General features: G+C 68.5%; 20 protein-coding genes and 5 tRNA genes. 4 read left to right on the top strand and 21 right to left on the bottom strand.

Going from position 1 to position 17,971, the window contains the following annotated elements; all coding sequences use genetic code 11:
- Positions 1-24: 24 nt before the first annotated feature.
- From ACIRP2_RS33710 to ACIRP2_RS33700, 3 genes are all read right to left on the bottom strand, one after another.
- Positions 25-1,182 carry a D-alanine--D-alanine ligase family protein gene (locus ACIRP2_RS33710; RefSeq protein WP_404257040.1) on the bottom strand — a complete coding sequence of 386 codons (1,158 nt, stop codon included), beginning with the start codon at positions 1,180-1,182 and terminating at the stop codon, positions 25-27.
- A 104-nt stretch (positions 1,183-1,286) separates the two neighbouring features.
- On the bottom strand, positions 1,287-2,297 hold the full coding sequence (locus ACIRP2_RS33705) for an NAD(P)H-dependent glycerol-3-phosphate dehydrogenase (protein WP_404257038.1): 1,011 nt from the start codon (positions 2,295-2,297) through the stop codon (positions 1,287-1,289).
- On the bottom strand, positions 2,294-3,046 hold the full coding sequence (locus ACIRP2_RS33700; RefSeq protein WP_404257036.1) for a lysophospholipid acyltransferase family protein: 753 nt from the start codon (positions 3,044-3,046) through the stop codon (positions 2,294-2,296). The genes ACIRP2_RS33705 and ACIRP2_RS33700 overlap by 4 nt, the downstream gene beginning before the upstream one ends.
- A gap of 155 nt (positions 3,047-3,201) precedes the next feature.
- Between ACIRP2_RS33700 and cofC the strand changes: the two genes are divergently transcribed.
- Complete coding sequence (gene cofC / locus ACIRP2_RS33695; RefSeq protein WP_404257228.1) at positions 3,202-3,879, top strand: 2-phospho-L-lactate guanylyltransferase; 678 nt, start codon at positions 3,202-3,204, stop codon at positions 3,877-3,879.
- 10 nt (positions 3,880-3,889) lie between these two features.
- Complete coding sequence (locus ACIRP2_RS33690) at positions 3,890-4,093, top strand: hypothetical protein (protein WP_351074089.1); 204 nt, start codon at positions 3,890-3,892, stop codon at positions 4,091-4,093.
- 95 nt (positions 4,094-4,188) lie between these two features.
- Here ACIRP2_RS33690 and ACIRP2_RS33685 read toward each other — a convergent pair whose 3' ends face one another.
- From ACIRP2_RS33685 to leuC, 4 genes are all read right to left on the bottom strand, one after another.
- The gene (locus ACIRP2_RS33685; protein ID WP_404257034.1) at positions 4,189-4,851 is read right to left on the bottom strand and encodes an HU family DNA-binding protein; all 663 of its coding nucleotides are present in this window, start codon (positions 4,849-4,851) and stop codon (positions 4,189-4,191) included.
- Between the two features lie 143 nt (positions 4,852-4,994).
- On the bottom strand, positions 4,995-5,222 hold the full coding sequence (locus tag ACIRP2_RS33680; RefSeq protein ID WP_072487271.1) for a hypothetical protein: 228 nt from the start codon (positions 5,220-5,222) through the stop codon (positions 4,995-4,997).
- 104 nt (positions 5,223-5,326) lie between these two features.
- Positions 5,327-5,920: a 3-isopropylmalate dehydratase small subunit gene (leuD, locus tag ACIRP2_RS33675; protein WP_404257032.1), complete on the bottom strand. Its 594-nt coding sequence runs from the start codon at positions 5,918-5,920 to the stop codon at positions 5,327-5,329.
- Between the two features lie 5 nt (positions 5,921-5,925).
- Entirely contained in the window at positions 5,926-7,350 is a 1,425-nt protein-coding gene (gene leuC / locus ACIRP2_RS33670; protein ID WP_404257030.1) for a 3-isopropylmalate dehydratase large subunit, read from the bottom strand.
- A gap of 174 nt (positions 7,351-7,524) precedes the next feature.
- Between leuC and ndgR the strand changes: the two genes are divergently transcribed.
- Positions 7,525-8,241: an IclR family transcriptional regulator NdgR gene (ndgR, locus tag ACIRP2_RS33665; RefSeq protein ID WP_030928691.1), complete on the top strand. Its 717-nt coding sequence runs from the start codon at positions 7,525-7,527 to the stop codon at positions 8,239-8,241.
- A 54-nt stretch (positions 8,242-8,295) separates the two neighbouring features.
- On the opposite strand, the gene ACIRP2_RS33660 is transcribed toward ndgR, so the two are convergent.
- The gene (locus ACIRP2_RS33660) at positions 8,296-8,793 is read right to left on the bottom strand and encodes a DUF4188 domain-containing protein (protein WP_404257028.1); all 498 of its coding nucleotides are present in this window, start codon (positions 8,791-8,793) and stop codon (positions 8,296-8,298) included.
- Between the two features lie 93 nt (positions 8,794-8,886).
- On the opposite strand from ACIRP2_RS33660, the gene ACIRP2_RS33655 reads away from it, so the two are divergent.
- A complete protein-coding gene (locus ACIRP2_RS33655; protein ID WP_351074084.1) occupies positions 8,887-9,528 on the top strand; it encodes a MerR family transcriptional regulator in 642 nt (213 codons plus the stop codon).
- A 59-nt stretch (positions 9,529-9,587) separates the two neighbouring features.
- Here ACIRP2_RS33655 and ACIRP2_RS33650 read toward each other — a convergent pair.
- The 13 genes from ACIRP2_RS33650 to ACIRP2_RS33590 all read right to left on the bottom strand — a co-directional run bounded on the left by ACIRP2_RS33650 (position 9,588) and on the right by ACIRP2_RS33590 (position 17,798).
- Positions 9,588-9,660: transfer RNA gene (locus tag ACIRP2_RS33650), tRNA-Glu, on the bottom strand.
- Positions 9,661-9,684: 24 nt separating this feature from the next.
- Positions 9,685-9,756, bottom strand: a tRNA-Gln gene (locus ACIRP2_RS33645).
- 11 nt (positions 9,757-9,767) lie between these two features.
- Positions 9,768-9,840: transfer RNA gene (locus ACIRP2_RS33640), tRNA-Glu, on the bottom strand.
- A gap of 60 nt (positions 9,841-9,900) precedes the next feature.
- Positions 9,901-9,973 (bottom strand) — tRNA-Glu (locus ACIRP2_RS33635).
- A 23-nt stretch (positions 9,974-9,996) separates the two neighbouring features.
- Positions 9,997-10,068, bottom strand: a tRNA-Gln gene (locus ACIRP2_RS33630).
- A gap of 148 nt (positions 10,069-10,216) precedes the next feature.
- Positions 10,217-10,912, bottom strand: a complete 696-nt coding sequence (locus ACIRP2_RS33625) for an HAD family hydrolase (RefSeq protein WP_404257026.1) — start codon at positions 10,910-10,912, stop codon at positions 10,217-10,219.
- A 54-nt stretch (positions 10,913-10,966) separates the two neighbouring features.
- Positions 10,967-11,497, bottom strand: coding sequence for a hypothetical protein (locus tag ACIRP2_RS33620; RefSeq protein ID WP_404257025.1), 531 nt, complete (start codon positions 11,495-11,497; stop codon positions 10,967-10,969).
- An 11-nt stretch (positions 11,498-11,508) separates the two neighbouring features.
- Positions 11,509-13,146 carry an alpha/beta hydrolase gene (locus tag ACIRP2_RS33615; protein ID WP_404257023.1) on the bottom strand — a complete coding sequence of 546 codons (1,638 nt, stop codon included), beginning with the start codon at positions 13,144-13,146 and terminating at the stop codon, positions 11,509-11,511.
- Entirely contained in the window at positions 13,143-13,442 is a 300-nt protein-coding gene (locus ACIRP2_RS33610; protein WP_376273134.1) for a hypothetical protein, read from the bottom strand. Before ACIRP2_RS33610 ends, ACIRP2_RS33615 begins: the two co-directional genes overlap by 4 nt.
- Positions 13,443-13,730: 288 nt before the next feature.
- Positions 13,731-14,741, bottom strand: a complete 1,011-nt coding sequence (locus ACIRP2_RS33605) for a hypothetical protein (RefSeq protein ID WP_404257021.1) — start codon at positions 14,739-14,741, stop codon at positions 13,731-13,733.
- Positions 14,742-15,064: 323 nt separating this feature from the next.
- The gene (gltX, locus tag ACIRP2_RS33600; RefSeq protein ID WP_404257019.1) at positions 15,065-16,540 is read right to left on the bottom strand and encodes a glutamate--tRNA ligase; all 1,476 of its coding nucleotides are present in this window, start codon (positions 16,538-16,540) and stop codon (positions 15,065-15,067) included.
- Positions 16,533-17,318 carry a fumarylacetoacetate hydrolase family protein gene (locus ACIRP2_RS33595; RefSeq protein WP_404257017.1) on the bottom strand — a complete coding sequence of 262 codons (786 nt, stop codon included), beginning with the start codon at positions 17,316-17,318 and terminating at the stop codon, positions 16,533-16,535. The genes gltX and ACIRP2_RS33595 overlap by 8 nt, the downstream gene beginning before the upstream one ends.
- A gap of 291 nt (positions 17,319-17,609) precedes the next feature.
- Entirely contained in the window at positions 17,610-17,798 is a 189-nt protein-coding gene (locus ACIRP2_RS33590; protein ID WP_404257015.1) for a hypothetical protein, read from the bottom strand.
- Positions 17,799-17,971 lie beyond the last annotated feature (173 nt).

Here is a 17,971-nt window from a genome sequence, read left to right as displayed (position 1 = left end):
CACGCCCTACGGTGCGAAGCCGTCTCAGCGCAGGCCGGTCGGCCGGTTCAGGGCGGCCTGGATGAGCCTGTCCACCAACTCCTGGTAGCTCACGCCGCTCTCCTGCCACATCCGCGGATACATGGAGATCGGGGTGAAGCCCGGCAGTGTGTTGATCTCGTTGATCACGAAACCGCCGTCCTCGGTGAGGAAGAAGTCGGCGCGCACCAGACCCTCGCAGGACACGGCCTCGAAGGCCTCGACCGCGAGGCGCTGGACCTCCGCCGTCTGCTCCTCGGTGAGCGGGGCGGGCAGGATCCCGGCGGCCGAGTCGATGTACTTGGCCTCGAAGTCGTAGAAGTCGTGCGAGGTGACCGGCGGGATCTCGGCGGGCACGCTGGCGCGCGGGCCGTCCTCGAACTCCAGCACCCCGCACTCGATCTCGCGGCCCCGCAGCAGCGACTCGACCAGGAACTTGGGGTCGTGGCGGCGGGCTTCCTCGATCGCCTCGTCGAGACCGGACAGGTCGTCGACCTTGGTGATGCCGAAGGACGAACCTGCTCGGGCGGGCTTGACGAAGAGCGGCCAGCCGTGGTCACCGGCGAAGTCCACGATGCGCTTGCGGGCACCGGAGGGGTCCGTGTCCCATTCGCGGGGGCGCACCACGAGGTACGGGCCGACCGGCAGCCCGAACGAGGTGAAGACCCGCTTCATGTACTCCTTGTCCTGGCCGACCGCCGAGGCGAGCACCCCGGCGCCGACGTACGGCACACCGGAGAGCTCCAGGAGTCCCTGCAGGGTGCCGTCCTCACCGTAGGGGCCGTGCAGCACGGGGAAGACGACGTCGACCTCGCCCAGCGCCTTGGGGACCGAGCCGGGCTCGCTGTAGACCACTTCGCGGCTGCCGGGGTCGACGGAGAGCACCACGCCGCCGTCGCCGGAATCGGCCAGCTGGGCCACGTCCGGCATCTGCCGGTCCTTGATGGCCATGCGTTCCGGCTCGTCGGCGGTGAGCGCCCAGCGGCCGTCCGTCGTGATGCCGATCGGGAGGACGTCGTACTTGGTCCGGTCGATGGCGTTCAGGACGGCGCCGGCCGTGACGACCGAGATGCCGTGTTCGGAGCTGCGGCCGCCGAACACGACGGCCACGCGCGGCTTGCGGAGCTGCTGCTCCGGGCTCTGGGGGAGGTTCTCGCTGCTCATATCGCGTTGAGCGTACCTGCTGGTACCCCTCGCGTCAGCGTGGCCGGGGCCGCTGGAGCGGCGTCCGTGAACGTTCACCGCCCCGCGCGACCCCGTGCCCGTCGTCAGCGCCGCTCGGGCTTCGCGCTGCGCGACATCAGCTCGCTCAGCGCGACCATCGGCGGCTTGCCCTCGTGGACGATGCCGACGACCGTCTCGGTGATGGGCATGTCGACGCCGTGTCTGCGGGCCAGATCGAGCACCGATTCACAGGACTTGACGCCCTCCGCGGTCTGCTTGGTGACCGCGATGGTCTCCTGGAGCGTCATGCCGCGGCCGAGGTTGGTGCCGAAGGTGTGGTTGCGCGAGAGCGGCGAGGAGCAGGTGGCCACCAGGTCGCCGAGGCCCGCGAGCCCGGAGAAGGTCAGCGGGTCGGCGCCCATGGCGAGGCCCAGCCGGGTCGTCTCCGCGAGGCCCCGGGTGATGAGCGAGCCCTTGGCGTTGTCGCCGAGGCCCATGCCGTCGGCGATGCCCACGGCGAGCCCGATGACGTTCTTGACCGCGCCGCCGAGTTCGCAGCCCACTACATCGGTGTTGGTGTAGGGGCGGAAGTACGAGGTGTGGCAGGCGGTCTGGAGGCGCTGGGCCACGGACTCGTCCTGACAGGCGACGACGGCCGCGGCGGGGCGGCGTTCGGCGATCTCCTTGGCCAGATTGGGGCCGGTGATGACGGCGATGCGGTCCGCGGAGACCTTGGTGACGTCCTCGATGACCTCGCTCATGCGCTTCGCGGTGCCGAGTTCGACGCCCTTCATCATCGAGACGAGGACGGTGTCGGAGCCGATGTGCGGAGCCCAGTCGGCGAGGTTGGCGCGCAGCGTCTGCGAGGGCACCACGAGCACGGCGAAGTCGGCGCCGTCCAGCGCCCGGGCGGCGTCGGTGGTGGCCCGGACCGACGCGGGGAGTTCGATGCCCGGCAGGTAGTCCGGGTTGGTACGGGTCGTGTTGACGGCGTCGGCGACCTCGGCGCGGCGGCCCCAGAGGGTGACCTCGCAGCCGGCGTCGGCGAGAACCACGCCGAAGGCCGTACCCCATGAGCCGGTTCCGAAGACGGCCGCCTTTGCGGGGTGCGTCACTTGGGTCCCTTCCCTTCGGCCTTGCGCCGCTGTTCTGCACGGGCCTTGCGGTGGTCGTACGGCTCCGCGGGGGCCGGTTCGCCCCGCACGATCTCCAGCTGCGCGGTCACCGCGGCCATGATGACCTCGGTCGCCTCGCGCAGGACGTCGGGCGTCGCTTCCCTGTCGTAGAACCGGGAGAGATCGACGGGCGGTCCGGCCTGCACCTGGAGGGTCTTGCGGGGGAAGAGCCGGAGCTTGTTCTCCTTGGCGTACGGCGGCATCGCCAGGTTGGCGCCCCACTGGGCGACCGGGATGACCGGGGCCTTCGTCATCAACGCGACGCGGGCGGCGCCGGTCTTGCCGGCCATCGGCCACATGTCGGGGTCGCGGGTGAGGGTGCCCTCCGGGTAGAAGGCGACGCACTCGCCGCGCTCGATGGCGTCCACGGCGGCCCGGAAGGCGTCCAGGGCGTTGGTCGTCTCGCGGTACACGGGGATCTGTCCGGTGCCGCGCAGCATCATTCCGACAAAGGGGGTCTTGAAGAGGCCCGCCTTGGCGAGAAGCCGTGGCACCCGTCCGGTGTTGTACTGGAAGTGACCGTAGGAGAGCGGGTCCAGGTACGAGTTGTGATTGACCGCAGTGATGAATCCGCCGTCGGCCGGAATGTGTTCCATTCCCCGCCAGTCACGCTTGAACAGAACCACCAACGGCGGTTTTGCGATGACCGCCGCCAGGCGGTACCAGAAGCCGATTCTGCGGCGGGACACTCGGACACCTTCCTCTAAGGACCTGAACTCTGCCTGGCTACCGACGGTCAAGTCTCGCCCCAGGCCCCTGCTCTGTCGAGAACACCGTACGCCCCGCTTTCGGGACCGACCCTCCGGGTTCTCGCACCGGCAGGCGAGAATAGGCGGCGAAGCGCATCGAGGGGGAGATCGCCACGAACACCGACCTGGCCGGTCCCTGGACCCTGGTCGTCCCGTTGAAGCCCTTGGCACGGGCCAAGAGCAGGCTCGCGCCGGTGGCGGGCGCCGCGCTGCGCCCGCGTCTGGCCCTCGCATTCGCCCGGGACACCGTGACCGCCGCCCTGTCCTGCCGGGCGGTACGGGATGTGGTGGTCGTCACGGACGACACGGAGGCCGGGGCGGCTCTCGCGGCCCTCGGGGCGCGCGTCGTGCCCGACGAACCGGACAGCGGCCTCAACGCCGCCCTGGCACACGGTGAGCGAACCGTACGGACGGAGCGGCCAGGAGCCGCCCTCGCCGCCCTCAACGCGGATCTGCCCGCGTTGCGCCCCGCGGAATTGGACCGAGTACTCGATTATTCCGCGGCATTTCCCCGCGCATTTGTCACCGATGCGGCAGGAATCGGAACAACATTTCTGTCGGCTGCGCCGGGCGTGGAATTGCGCCCGACTTTCGGTGGTCCCTCCCGGGCCCGCCACCTGGACTCCGGCGCCGTGGAAATCGTCCTGGCCGGAATCGATTCGGTCCGCCAGGACGTGGACACCGGCGACGACCTGCGGGCGGCACTGGCCCTCGGCGTGGGCCCGCACACGGCGGGGCACTGGGCCGCGGGGGTCTCCTCGCCGGACCGATAGGCTGCCGTTCATGCAGGCGACCTCGTACACGTACGACCCCGAGACCCGCACCGGCAGTGTGCTGCTCGACGACGGCACCCCGGTGGAATTCGACGCCCGCGCCTTCGACGCCGGCGGTCTGCGGCTGCTGCGGCCGGGCCAGCGGGTGCGGATCGAGGGCGTCGGCGAGGGCGCGGACCTGCGGATCACCCTGGTGACACTGCAGACGTTCTGAACGGCGGCCGACCCCCTGCCCGGAACAGCCCGCGGGCCGGGCTCCCCGAGGGGAGCCCGGCCCGGTGCGTGTGAGCGGCCCTGTGCTGCTCGGCCTCACTTCTTCCGTGCAGTGGCCTTCTTCGCCGTGGTCTTGCGTGCCGTGGTCTTCTTCGCGGGCGCCTTCTTCGCCGTGGCCTTCTTGGCGGGCGCGGTCTTGCTGGCGACGGCCTTCTTCGCGGCCGTCGTCTTCTTGGCCGCCGCGGTGGTCTTCTTCGCCGCCGCCGTGGTCTTCTTGGCCGCCGCGGTGGTCTTCTTCGCGGTGGCCTTCTTGGCGGCGGTGGTCTTCGCCGCGGTCACGGCCTTCTTGGCGGTGGCCTTCTTCGCCACGGCCTTCTTCGCGGCGGCCTTCTTGGCCGCGGCCTTGGTCGTCGTACGGGCAACACCGCCCGAGAGGCTGCCCTTGGGCGCCTTCTTCACGGCCACATCGTGCTTGGGGAGCTTCTTGGAGCCGCTCACCAGGTCCTTGAAGCCCTGTCCCGCACGGAAACGGGGCACCGAGGTCTTCTTGACTCGCACCCGCTCACCCGTCTGCGGGTTGCGGGCGTAACGGGCGGGGCGGTCGACCTTCTCGAACGAGCCGAAGCCGGTGACCGAGACACGGTCCCCCGCGACAACCGCACGGACGATCGCGTCGAGCACCGCGTCGACGGCGTCCGCGGCCTGCTGACGGCCGCCAACCTTGTCGGCAATCGCTTCTACGAGCTGCGCCTTGTTCACGTCTTCCCCTTCGGAGACATTGCCAGAACGAAAGTGTTCAAGCGTTTTCGCACGTTAGGCAGATATATACCGCAAATCAAACACGAAACGGGCTAATCACCCTAGTGCCGCAACGAAGTCGACCGCTGCACAGTTCCGCAGAGTCAGTCACCTTCGGGGAATCGGCCCTCATCGAGGTCCTTCATCAACCGGTCCAGACGCCTTGCCGCATCCGGGAGATCGTGCTTAGCCGCGGCCGTGATGACCAACAGCTTCCGGGACAGCGCCATCCTTACGCCCTCCGGGACTTGCAGTGCACGCACTCTTGTGTGCGCTTCCTTCAATCGGTCGGCGACTTGGCCGTAAAGCTTGAGTTGGCTGTCGCGTTCCATGCACCGATTGTGCCATCTGGGGCGAGTTGTCGCCCGACGGGGTCTCAACAAGCGACTGCGCCCCCTACCAGAAGGCAGGGGGCGCAGTCCTGGAAACGCGCTGCTCAGGCGTTAATTGTACGCGGCTTGAAGGTCGGCCTTGCCACCTCATAAGTCGCGATGTCCGCTTCGTTCTGAAGGGTGAGGCTGATGTCGTCCAGCCCGTTCAGCAGTCGCCAGCGGGCGTTCTCGTCGAGCTCGAAGTCGGCGGTGATGCCTTCGGCACGGACCTGTCGGGCCTCCAGGTCGACGGTGATCTCGGCCGTCGGGTCGGCCTCGGTCAGCTCCCAGAGCGCGTCGACGACCTTCTGGTCGAGCACGACGGTCAACAGCCCGTTCTTCAGCGAGTTGCCGCGGAAGATGTCGGCGAACCGGGAGGAGATGACGGCCTTGAAACCGTAGTTCTGCAGCGCCCACACGGCGTGTTCGCGGGACGAGCCGGTGCCGAAGTCGGGGCCGGCCACCAGCACCGTGGCGCCGCTGCGCTCGGGACGGTTGAGGACGAAGTCCCCGTCCTTGCGCCAGGCCTCGAAGAGGCCGTCCTCGAAGCCGTCGCGGGTGACCTTCTTCAGCCAGTGGGCGGGGATGATCTGGTCGGTGTCGACGTTGCTGCGGCGCAGCGGGACGGCCCGGCCGGTGTGCGTGGTGAAAGCTTCCATGATTCTCAGACTCCGGCGGGCGTACGGACGTCGGACAGGTCGGCCGGCGAGGCCAGGTGGCCCAGCACGGCGGTGGCGGCGGCGACCTGCGGGGAGACCAGGTGCGTACGGCCGCCCTTGCCCTGCCGGCCCTCGAAGTTGCGGTTCGAGGTGGAGGCGGAGCGCTCGCCGGGGGCCAGCTGGTCGGGGTTCATGCCGAGGCACATCGAGCAGCCCGCGTGCCGCCACTCGGCACCCGCGGCGGTGAAGACCTTGTCCAGGCCCTCCTCGACGGCCTGCAGAGCGACCCGGACCGATCCCGGGACGACCAGCATCCGTACGCCGTCGGCGACTTTGCGGCCGTCCAGGATCGCGGCCGCGTTACGCAGGTCCTCGATGCGGCCGTTGGTGCAGGAGCCTACGAAGACGGTGTCCACGCCGATCTCGCGCAGCGGCTGTCCGGCGGTCAACCCCATGTACTCCAGGGCCTTTTCGGCGGCGTTGCGCTCCGAGGCGTCCTCGTACGAAGCCGGGTCGGGGACGTTCGCCGACAGAGGTGCGCCCTGGCCCGGGTTGGTGCCCCAGGTGACGAACGGCGCGAGCTCGGCCGCGTCGATGACGACCTCGGCGTCGAAGACCGCGTCGTCGTCGGTGCGCAGCGTCTTCCAGTACGCGACGGCAGCGTCCCAGTCCTCGCCCCGCGGGGCGTGGTCGCGGCCCTCGAGGTAGTCGAAGGTGGTCTCGTCCGGGGCGATCATGCCCGCTCGGGCGCCGGCCTCGATCGACATGTTGCAGATGGTCATCCGGGCTTCCATCGAGAGCTTCTCGATGGCCGAACCGCGGTATTCGAGGATGTAGCCCTGACCGCCGCCGGTGCCGATGCGGGCGATGATCGCCAGGATCAGGTCCTTGGCCGTGACGCCGTCGGGCAGTTCGCCGTCGATGGTGATCGCCATGGTCTTGGGGCGGGCCATCGGCAGGGTCTGGGTGGCCAGGACGTGCTCGACCTGGCTGGTACCGATGCCGAATGCCAGGGCACCGAAGGCACCGTGCGTGGAGGTGTGGGAGTCGCCGCAGACCACCGTGGTGCCGGGCTGGGTCAGACCCAGCTGCGGGCCGACCACGTGCACGACGCCCTGCTCGACGTCGCCCAGCGGGTGCAGCCGTACACCGAATTCCGCGCAGTTCTTGCGCAGGGTCTCCAACTGGGCGCGGGAGACCGGGTCGGCGATCGGCTTGTCGATGTCGAGGGTCGGGGTGTTGTGGTCCTCGGTGGCGATGGTGAGGTCGAGGCGCCGGACCCGGCGTCCGGCCTGCCGGAGGCCGTCGAAGGCCTGGGGGCTGGTCACCTCGTGCAGCAGGTGCAGATCGATGAAGAGGAGGTCGGGCTCACCTTCGGCGCGCCGGACGACATGGTCGTCCCAGACCTTCTCCGCGAGTGTCCTACCCATCGCTTTCCCTCCGACCGGCGTCTTCGCCGGCCCAACTAGAGATTTGGTGCGCCGCCGTCCGGACCCCCGTGCGGGGCGGTGGCTACGGGCCGTTGTGTGGCCGCCCCTACAGGTTCGCAACTTCCGCCGAAAATTGAACTTGCGTTTCACAGAGTGAGACGGGAGTATCGTCGTATGGACAACTCTAGCGGCGTCGGCGTTCTCGACAAGGCAGCTCTGGTATTGAGCGCCCTGGAGTCCGGTCCGGCCACCCTCGCCGGGCTGGTCGCGGCGACCGGGCTCGCACGACCCACGGCCCATCGACTGGCCGTGGCACTGGAACACCACCGCATGGTGGCGAGGGACATGCAGGGCCGTTTCATTCTCGGCCCCCGGCTGGCGGAACTCGCGGCGGCGGCGGGCGAGGACCGCCTGCTGGCCACGGCGGGACCGGTGCTCACCCACCTGCGCGACATCACGGGCGAGAGCGCACAGCTCTACCGGCGCCAGGGCGACATGCGGATCTGCGTGGCGGCGGCGGAGCGGCTGTCCGGCCTGCGGGACACCGTGCCGGTCGGCTCCACGCTCACGATGAAGGCCGGCTCCTCGGCCCAGATCCTGATGGCCTGGGAGGAACCGGAGCGGCTGCACCGCGGCCTCCAGGGCGCCCGCTTCACGGCGACGGCACTCTCGGGCGTACGGCGTCGGGGCTGGGCCCAGTCGATCGGCGAGCGCGAGCCGGGCGTGGCCTCGGTCTCGGCACCGGTGCGCGGCCCGTCGAACCGGGTGGTCGCCGCCGTCTCGGTCTCCGGACCGATCGAGCGACTGACCCGGCACCCGGGCCGGATGCACGCCCAGGCGGTCATCGACTCGGCCGCCCGGCTCAGCGAGGCCCTGCGCCGCAACGGCTGACGCCCCCGTACACCTCCTGGCCGCCCCAGCGTCGTGGCGGCCCCTGCCGGAACCTCACTCCGCGGACGAACGGTGTGCGAGCCGGTCCGCCGCCCGTCGGCCGCGCCTCTCGATGGGCAGCACGCCGGTGGCCGCGGCGAGCCCGTAGGCCGGCATGTCGGCGTAGATCGATTCGTAACCGCCCTCGGGCACCACGTACGTCTCGTGCCACAGCCCCACGTGCTGCCTGGACTTCTTCTCTTTGCGGTTGATCATCGCCCACGCCTTGCGGTGGAACATGTCGGGAGCGCTCGCGTACGCGTACAGCTTCTCCTTCGACTCCCAGTACTGGACGACGTAGTACGTCCTGGGCGAGCCGGAGAGCAGCGTGCAGCCGAGCAGCCCGCGACTCCGGTCCCGGCTCAACTCCCGCAGCATGCGCGGCATCGCCGCGAAGACGGGAAGCCAGTGGTGCACTCCCCAGAAGTGGTTGATGCGCATCCCGATGAGCAGGACGACCGCATCCCCCTCCGCCGCCGCAGTCGTCCGCCCCGGTATCGGCTTCGCGAACATGTCGTACCCCCTGATCCTTGTTGGAGAGTGCCACTATCCAATGATTGGATAGTGGCACTGCCCAAGAGATGGCGCAAGGGGAAGGCACGGCACATGCGGCTCTCGGAACTGAGCGAGAAGAGCGGCGTCAAGACCGCGACGATCAAGTACTACCTGCGCGAGGGGCTGCTGCGACCGGGCCTCCGGGTCAGCGCGACGCAGGCCGAGTACGACGAGAGCCATCTGCGCCGACTGCGTCTGGTGCGGGCCCTGATCCAGGTGGGCCGCCTTCCCGTGGCCACGGCCCGCGAGGTCCTCTCCCATGTCGACGACGAGTCCCTGGGCCGGACGATCCGCCTGGGCGCCGCACTGTGGTCCCTCCCCCACGGCCCGGACCCGGACGAGGAGGCACCGGAGACGGCGGCGGCCCGCGAGGAGGTCGAACGACTCCTGGACCGGCTCGGCTGGGCGACCTCCCAGGAGCTGGGCTCCCTGTCCCCCGCCCATCGCGCGCTCGTGTCGTCGGTGGCCACCCTCATCCGCCTCGGCTATCCCTGCGATGTCGAGTACCTGACCGGGCAGGCCCGGCTCATGCACCAAGTGGCCGTCCAGGACCTGGACATGATGGAGACACACCCCACGGAGGCGGAGCAGGTGGAGACGGCGGTCGCCTCGGCCGTGCTCTACGAACCGTTGCTGATGTCGCTGCGCAGAATGGCCCAGGAGGAGGAGTCGGCCCGGCGGTACGGGATCTGAGGCAGCGACAGAGAAGGGCCCCTCACCGGAGTGAAGGGCCCTTCTCTGTCGTTCTGTTGTACCCCCGACCGGATTCGAACCGGCGCTACTGCCGTGAGAGGGCAGCGTGCTAGGCCGCTACACAACGGGGGCGTGTACTGCTGTTGCATTTCTGCGCTGGGCTACCAGGACTCGAACCTAGAATGACGGTACCAGAAACCGTAGTGTTGCCAATTACACCATAGCCCACAGTGATCAAGTACCCCCGACCGGATTCGAACCGGCGCTACTGCCGTGAGAGGGCAGCGTGCTAGGCCGCTACACAACGGGGGCCCTAGCGATCCTGCATCGAGATCGTGGGTGCGACCCAGATGATCTCGCGGGAAGGATCTGTACCCCCGACCGGATTCGAACCGGCGCTACTGCCGTGAGAGGGCAGCGTGCTAGGCCGCTACACAACGGGGGCGTGTTTACAGATGAAGCTCTGCGCTGGGCTACCAGGACTCGAACCTAGAATGACGGTACCAGAAACCGTAGTGTTGCCAATTACACCATAGCCCACTGAAACGCAACCTCTGGAGGAGGTTTCATTTCTGTCTGCGCTTCCCGGCCGGATCTTTCGGCCCGCTCGGGCGGCGCAGGAAGAACATTACCCGAAGGTGTCCGGCGCTCCAAAACGGGTATTGCCCGCCGGGGTCCACGCCTCGGATCAGGATCCGGCCGGCACCAGCAGGGCGGGCAGCTGATCGAGCCCGCCGATGCGGACGAGCTCGGGCCGCCCGCCGCGACCGCGCCGGTCCAGCCAGATCCCCGTCAACCCCGCGGCGACCGCACCGGCGGCGTCGATGTCCGGCTCGTCCCCCACGTACGCGACCTCCCCCGGTTCCAGCGCCAGCGCCTCGCAGGCAGCGTGGAAGGCACCGGCCTCGGGCTTGGAGACGCCCAGCTCCACGGCGCACACCACGGCCTCGAACCTGTCCCGCACACCGAGCGTGCGCAGCTTCCGGTCCTGGTTGTGGATGCTGGAGTTCGACAGCACGCCGTGCCGGAATCCGCTCGCCAGGACGTCCAGGGCGGGCAGCGCGTCGGGAAAGAGCGACCAGGCGGCCTCGTAGTGGGTCACGTGCCGGGCAAACCAGGCGTCGGCCTCCTCGTCCTCCAGCGCCCGCGAGAGGAACTCCCGCACACGGTCCCGGCGCTGCCCCTGGAAGTCCGTCTCCCCCGCGGCGAACCGTGCCCAGTGCACATCGGTGATCGTCCGCCATGCGAACAGGGCCTGCTCCACGGAGCCGTATCCATCGGGCAGGCCCTCCTGTTCGAGATGCTTGCTCATGCCGATGCGGTCGGCACCCGTGTAGTCGAAGATCGTGTCATCGATGTCCCAGAGCACGGCTCGGATCGGCATAAAGCCACGCTACCGCTCGCGCGGCAGGCGTCGCGGCTCCTCGGGAAAGAGGACTCAGAACTGCTGCTGGTCGACTCCCGGCGGCAGGAGGCAGGGGGTGCTGACGATGAAGACCAGCAGGTCCTTGTCCACGGACCCGACGGAGACGAACTGCTGATCCTCAGGGTGCTTGGCGTCGAGTACGTTTGCCGGTTCGCGGTCCTGGTCGATCCCGAAACTCTGGATCTCGAAGCCCTTGTCCTTGAGGGTGTCCTTGATGTTCGTGACGGCTCGGGGGTGCTCGGAGCGGGGAAGGGTTCCGCGGACGGAGTAGCGCAGAGTGAATCGGCCGTCGTCGGCGGACTCACCGTTCCGCCCTGTGCAATCGGTGAAGCTCGCGGTGGGTCGGGCCGTTTTGGGGTCGATCCGGGCATGTGCCGTACTCACCATGGAGTCGGTCCAGTGCTTGGCCCATTTCTCGGCCTTTTCCCTGCTCATACGCGGTAGCGGGTCGTTCACACCCTCGTCGGACATACAGCCTCCCAGCAGGAGCGTCAGGGCCAGCGCGGCAGCGGTCCGGTGCCACACGGCGGCGGATACGGTCATGCCGAGTGCCTTCAATGCGCTCCTTCACCCTGTGGTGCCCGCCCCGCAATGATGCGGCCCTGATTCTCCAGGCTCTTGCTGCCGTCGTTCCAGTAGCCGCCATGGTCCCGGGTGTCCACGTACATGCGCTCTGCTCCGAACTCTGTTTTCTTGGGATCCGCACCGAGAGTGGTGTCGGAGAACACGTTGGAGACCCAGTCGTTCTCCGCGGCACCCACGTACAAGTGCTTGGGGTCGACATGCAGTTGGTCGGCGCGGTCGACCGTCAGCCCGGGGCTGCCGACCACCACCATGTCGTCGGCATCCAGCCCCTGCCCGCCGGCGTCGGCTGCACCGGCCACGGTGGAGCCGTAGCTGTGTGCCAGGACCGTGAGGTGACTCCGTTCACCCTGGTGGGCCGCTCTCAAGCCGTGCGTGAAGTCACGCAGATCCTCGGCCCCGTTCTGGGCACGGCCTTGCGTGGCAATCCCCAGGTTCAGCTCCGCTTCCTTCGGTGAGTCGAAGTTCGCCTCGGGAGCGTCGTAGCCGAGCCAGGAGATGACCGAGATGTCGCCGGGCCCCGCCTCACCGTTCCAGTCGGCCGCCGAGTCCTGAAGTTTGGAAACCCTGTTGATCTGGTCTCCCACGTTGTCCAGCTGGTTGCCCGTCCCCGGGACCTGGACCGCGGTGTACCGGGCCGTGTCCGGGTTGCCTACGGCGACGATCGCGCGGCCGTCCTTGGAGGTGTCGAATCCGAGCAGGTACAGCTGTCTGTGCGCGGGGGCCGCGTCCGCCACGTCCAGACGTTCCTTGAGGGCGCTGAGCGTGCGGTAGCTGTAACGGTCGTGGTAGCCCAGGTCGCCCTCGCGCAGCGCGTAGTCGTTGAGCCGCATGTCCAGGACCGCACGGTTCGCCGAGTCGCGGGTGAGGGTCGGAAGACCGTCCAGTACGCCGATCCGCTCGGGGAAGGCCGCCAGGTAGAAGTCGCGCTGGCCGGAGGTGAGGTGTGCCCACCAGTCGGCGGTGCGTTGCGGGTCCTTCCCGTCCGGGATGTTCTTCCCGTCGAGCCCGGCAAAGGCGGCAACCTGTAGGGCGTCCTCGGCGGCGTTGGCACCGCCGTACCGCTTGTCGAGGTCGAACGGATCGATCTGGTGGAGGAGTTCGGTCGCGTCGTTACTGACTCGTTCCGCTTCTTCCAACGCCTCGTCGATACGGGCCCGATAGCTTCCGAGCCCGGAGTTCGCCTGCTGTTGTACGCCCTGGTGGTCCGGGTCGTTGCGATATTTCGGGTCGACCGCCTGCTTCGGTTCGACCCAGCCGTCCTCGGTCACGGTATGACCGGCCGTCTCGGCATCCGCCACCGCATGGCGCAGTTTGCGCTGGGCAGCCTGCATGCGGGTGCTGAGCGTGTCCAGGACCGTTCGAATGAGTAGCGCGTTCGTCTGCGCGGTCTTCAGCTTGCTCTCGGTGGCTTCGAGTGCGCCGAAGCCGTAGTGGGCGGCGACGCCCGACCAGCTCGCCTTGTGCAGCGGTCCCGAGACGCGCTTGCCGCTGCCGATCCGGGTGTCGTCCAAGGTCCTGGCCAGCTTCTGCCACGAACCTGTGGCGGCCTCCAGATCCGAGAAGTCCTGGTGGAAGAGTTGCGCGAAGAGCTCCGGCACTCCGCTCACCAGCCCTTGAAGCAGTCGCCGACGTCCGTGTCATTGATACTGTGGCCGTCTGCCACCAGCCGCAGACCGTTCGCATGTTCCGCAAGGCGATCCTTCAGTGTGGTCAGAGCATCTCCCCAACCGGTACCGACGGCCTCGATACGGCCTTTGCCGTCCCACGCCCGGAACGAGGCTGCGGCCGCAGCCGTGTCATCGACTGCCTTCCGCAAAGGGCCTTGCAAATCTGTTACGAGCATGTCCGCCGCGCCTGCCGAGGCGTATAAGTCGGTCGCGGAGACATTGAGATCCTCTGTCATCTGCCCTTCATCCCTGCGTCATGCACCCCTGTCAGGTCATGGCAACTGAGCCTAGCCGCACCAGGAATTCCCGGAAGCGAACGCTGGAATTCGTCTGGATCGCATACCGCGCCGCGGCTGAAACCCGCCTCCTGGCCCGGACGCCGAAGGGGCGGCCACCGGGAGGAATCCGGTGGCCGCCCCTTCGGGTGTTCAGTCGGGCTCTCCCGCGGTGAGTGTTGCGGGCGCGGGCCAGGCCCGCAGTCACCGAAAGCGGAGTCGGCGCCTTGCACGGTCCGGCAGGAGCTGTCAGGAAGTGGGGCAGCCGTGCCGTTCGCCGGAGGCGGTGGCGTACGACGTCAGAATCCGGTTCAGCGCTGCGGAGTCGATCGTTCCTTGCGTTCCGGCGGCGCCGTCCGCCGCCTTGCCCTTGGCTCGCTCAAGCTTGAAGTAGGCGGTCCCGATGGCACCCCCGCATGCGACGGTCCGGGTGTACGCACCTTTCACCGTTCCCGGGTACTTGCCATCGAGATACATCTCCTCCTCCGCCGACGGCCCGTAGTAGGCGGTCATGTGGAACAGGCGGGACTCGCCCCGGCTCATTCCGCATTCTTCCGTCAGCGCCCTTCCCGCGGGCTTCTCACTGACGTCCGTCACATGCAACCGGGCAGCCTCACGCCCGGTCATCACATCGCGGCACGTGCCCGTCGACCGGTCGACGGGCGTCGTCCTCCACGCCGTGCGGTCGACGGTTCCCGGGCGTTCACCGAGTGCGCCCTCGCACTTGGCCCGGCCGGCCGCACGACGCGCCGTCTCGGTCGCGACACGTGCCACTTGGAGTATCTGCCGTGCGGTGAGATCCTCCGACTTCGTGCTCGTCTCGGCCGTGACGAGCAGACCGGCGCCCGCCATCGTCCCGCAGTCGACCAGCACAGCGGCTCCCGGTGAATATCCGCTGACGAAGGACCCGGTCCAGCCGTACCCGATCGGCGTTGCCGAGGCTTCCGCCGCGGGGCCGCTCGCCCGGTAGGCCGCCCGTGGCCATACCCGGAGCTTGAGAATCGGCCCGCCGTCGTCGTGCTCGGCCTGGATCGAGCACCACTGGGCGTCGTGACCGTACCAATCGCCGGTATGACCGCGCGCCTTCAGCCTGGCGCCGTAGAAGAACTCCCGTGCCTCCTCGACCGCGAGGGAGCCCTGGCACCGGTCTGCGAGGTCTTCGCCGTCAGTGTCCCGGAACCAGACGGTCCAGGTCAGCCCGCCGGCGATCAGCGCGAGGAGCAGCCCCCCGACGTACAGGGACAGTCTCAGCCGTGTCATTCGTTCCCCCCCGGATCCGCAGTTGCGGTCACGTCGGTCGTGCGCCCACGACGGTCGTGTGGGCCCGGCGCCCACCACCGTGCGGTGTGCGTGGGCGAGTTCTGCCGGGGCGACTCCGTTTCAGGTGGTCCCTCCCCGCCTGTCGCTCCTCTCCTCAGCCTATGAGTTCGAACGATCCGACGGGTCCGCGCCGTCGGCGGCGGACGGACGGCAGCAGTGCGCCGGTCGTCCCGTAGGAGCAGCAGGCATACATCCCGTGGGGACGCGAAAGGGGCGGCCACCGGATTGAACCGTGGCCGCCCCTTCGGGTACAGCGGTGACGACTACGCGGCGGCCAGCCTGGCCAGCGCCGCGTCGATGCGGGCGATCGTCTTCTCCCGGCCCAGGATCTCCAGGGACTCGAAGAGCGGCAGACCGATCGTGCGGCCGGTGACCGCGACGCGGACCGGGGCCTGGGCCTTGCCGAGCTTCAGGCCGTGCTCCTCGCCGGCGGTGAGGATGGCGTTCTTCAGGGCGTCCGCGTTCCACTCGGCGGCGGCCAGATGGGCGCGGGCCGTGATGAGCAGGGCGTCGGAGCCCTCCTTCATCGCCTTGGTCCAGGACGCCTCGTCGGTGGCCGGCTCGTCGAGGAAGAGGAAGTCGACATTGGCGGTGATGTCCGAGAGGACCGTGACACGCGTCTGGGCGTACGGGGCGATCGCCGCGAACTGGTCCGCGTCGAAGGACTCCGGGGCCCACGGGGCGAACGGGGCCTTCAGCCAGGGGCCGCACGCCTCGGTGAACGTCTTCACATCCAGCTTGCGGATGTGCTCGGCGTTGATGTGCTCGCACTTCTTCAGGTCGAAGCGCGCCGGGTTGGCGTTGACGTCCTTGATGTCGAACGCGGCCACCATCTCCTCGATGGAGAAGATGTCGCGGTCCTCGGCGATGGACCAGCCCAGCAGGGAGAGGTAGTTGAGCAGCCCCTCGGGCAGGAAGCCGCGCTCGCGGTAGAGGTTGAGCGAGGCCTGCGGGTCGCGCTTGGAGAGCTTCTTGTTGCCCTCGCCCATGACGTACGGGAGGTGACCGAACGCGGGGGTGTCCTTGGCGATGCCCAGCTCGATGAGCGCCTTGTAGAGGGCGAGCTGACGCGGGGTGGAGGAGAGCAGGTCCTCGCCGCGCAGGACGTGGGTGATCTCCATCAGCGCGTCGTCGACCGGGTTGACCAGCGTGTAGAGCGGGGCGCCGTTGGCGCGGACGATGCCGTAGTCCGGCACGTTCTCCGGCTGGAAGGTCAGCTCGCCGCGGACCAGGTCGGTGAAGGTGAGCGCCTCGTCGGGCATCCGGAAGCGGACGATGGAGGTGCGGCCCTCGGCCTCGTACGCGGCGATCTGCTCGGCGCTCAGCTCGCGGCAGTGGCCGTCGTAGCCGGACGGCCTGCCGGCGGCGCGGGCTGCGTCGCGGCGGGTGTCGAGCTCCTCGGTGGTGCAGTAGCAGTGGTAGGCGTACCCGCCCGTCAGGAGCTTCTCGGCGACATCCTTGTAGATGTCCATGCGCTGCGACTGGCGGTACGGGGCGTGCGGGCCGCCGACCTCGGGTCCCTCGTCCCAGTCGAAGCCGAGCCAGCGCATCGAGTCGAGCAGCTGGTTGTACGACTCCTCGGAGTCGCGGGCCGCGTCGGTGTCCTCGATGCGGAAGACCAGGGTGCCGCCGTGGTGCCGGGCGAAGGCCCAGTTGAAGAGGGCGGTGCGGACCAGGCCCACATGGGGGTTGCCGGTCGGGGAGGGACAGAAACGTACGCGGACGGGGGTGTTAACCACGCTTGATCACCTTGTTGGTGAGAGTGCCGATGCCTTCGATGGTGACGGCGACCTCGTCGCCGACATGGAGGGGTCCGACCCCTGCGGGAGTGCCGGTGAGGATCACGTCGCCCGGGAGCAGTGTCATGGCTTCCGTGATGTGGACGACCAGATCCTCGATCGAGCGGATCATGTCGCTCGTACGGCCCAGTTGGCGTTGCTCGCCGTTGACCGTGGCCTGAATGGTCAGGTCGCCGGGGTCGAGGTCGGTCTCCACCCAGGGGCCGAGCGGGCACGACGTGTCGAAGCCCTTGGCCCTGGCCCACTGCTTCTCGCGCTTCTGGGCATCGCGGGCGGTGACGTCATTGGCGCAGGTGTAGCCGAAGATGACGTCCTTCACGCGCTCACGCGGCACTTCACGGCACATCCGGCCGATGACCACGGCCAGTTCGGCCTCGTAGTGGAGCTCGTTGGAGAAGGAGGGGTACTCGATGGCGTCGCCGGAGCCGATCACCGAGGTGGTGGGCTTGAAGAAGGCGACGGGGACGTCCGGTACCTCGTTGCCGAGTTCCGCTGCGTGCTCCGCGTAGTTGCGGCCGATGGCCACCACCTTGTTGGGAAGCACGGGCGGCAGGAGGCGGACCTTGCTCAGCGGGACCTTGGTGCCGGAGAGCTCGAAGTCGGCGTACGGAATGCCCTTGATGATGTCGAGGACGAGGTCACCGGAGTCGACGGTGCCGTCGCCCTCGACGGCGCCGAAGGCCACATTGCCGTCGATGGAGAACCTGGCGATGCGCACGGGTTGCTGTCGCCCCTCACTTGCTGGCTGGCTGAAGACTGACGCTCCAGGCTAACGCCTCGCTCTGCGGGATTTGCCCGAAAGGAACGCCGTCCGGCGCGTGCGCCGACAAGGTGCCCGCCTGCCTTCGAGGACGGGCGTCCGCCCTGCCCGGGCGGAGCCCGGAGCGCCTGGGGGGAGCCGCTGGGGCCCCGAGGACGGCGCGGCGGGAACGCGGGTCGGGCGACGTGAGGGGACAGCCCCCGGAGCGAGGCGTCGAAACACGGGCGGGCGGAACGCCGCCCGCGCTCCTCACTCCGCGACTGCGGCGGGGACCGGCGCTTCCATGAGGATGGTGCGGCGGGGGTTGGCCGTCTGGGTGGGCAGGTCGACCGCGTGCTCCGGGGCATCCGGCGTCAGCAGCTCGTCGGCGTCCTTGAGGTGCGCCAGCGTGGTGCGCCGGGGGTTGGCAATGTTGCGGAACATCATCGTCGTCTTCATCTGCCGTTCGGACCCTGTCGGTTTCGGGCGCCGCCCTTAGGGGCGCCGGTTGTCGGATTTGCCATCCCTGTAAAGCGCCAGGCTAAACATCCGATTCCCTTCGGAAGCCCGGATGAGACGGCGATCATCATGTGAGTTTGCTCACGAATGCTTCGACAATTGCCTCATTCCGG

This window comes from Streptomyces sp. NPDC101194, assembly GCF_044767885.1.
Lineage (GTDB): Bacteria > Actinomycetota > Actinomycetes > Streptomycetales > Streptomycetaceae > Streptomyces.
Note: the sequence above shows the minus strand (reverse complement) of the source record. Positions and strands in the feature narration are given on the sequence as shown.

Bases quoted from the DNA above. Each gene is read 5' to 3' on its own strand.
- ACIRP2_RS33710 (WP_404257040.1), bottom strand. From the start codon at position 1,182: ATGAGCAGCGAGAACCTCCCCCAGAGCCCGGAGCAGCAGCTCCGCAAG.
- ACIRP2_RS33690 (WP_351074089.1), top strand. From the start codon at position 3,890: ATGCAGGCGACCTCGTACACGTACGACCCCGAGACCCGCACCGGCAGT.
- ACIRP2_RS33680 (WP_072487271.1), bottom strand. From the start codon at position 5,222: ATGGAACGCGACAGCCAACTCAAGCTTTACGGCCAAGTCGCCGACCGA.
- leuD (WP_404257032.1), bottom strand. From the start codon at position 5,920: ATGGAAGCTTTCACCACGCACACCGGCCGGGCCGTCCCGCTGCGCCGC.
- leuC (WP_404257030.1), bottom strand. From the start codon at position 7,350: ATGGGTAGGACACTCGCGGAGAAGGTCTGGGACGACCATGTCGTCCGG.
- ndgR (WP_030928691.1), top strand. From the start codon at position 7,525: ATGGACAACTCTAGCGGCGTCGGCGTTCTCGACAAGGCAGCTCTGGTA.
- ACIRP2_RS33660 (WP_404257028.1), bottom strand. From the start codon at position 8,793: ATGTTCGCGAAGCCGATACCGGGGCGGACGACTGCGGCGGCGGAGGGG.
- ACIRP2_RS33655 (WP_351074084.1), top strand. From the start codon at position 8,887: ATGCGGCTCTCGGAACTGAGCGAGAAGAGCGGCGTCAAGACCGCGACG.
- ACIRP2_RS33625 (WP_404257026.1), bottom strand. From the start codon at position 10,912: ATGCCGATCCGAGCCGTGCTCTGGGACATCGATGACACGATCTTCGAC.
- ACIRP2_RS33620 (WP_404257025.1), bottom strand. From the start codon at position 11,497: ATGACCGTATCCGCCGCCGTGTGGCACCGGACCGCTGCCGCGCTGGCC.
- ACIRP2_RS33610 (WP_376273134.1), bottom strand. From the start codon at position 13,442: ATGACAGAGGATCTCAATGTCTCCGCGACCGACTTATACGCCTCGGCA.
- ACIRP2_RS33605 (WP_404257021.1), bottom strand. From the start codon at position 14,741: ATGACACGGCTGAGACTGTCCCTGTACGTCGGGGGGCTGCTCCTCGCG.
- ACIRP2_RS33590 (WP_404257015.1), bottom strand. From the start codon at position 17,798: ATGAAGACGACGATGATGTTCCGCAACATTGCCAACCCCCGGCGCACC.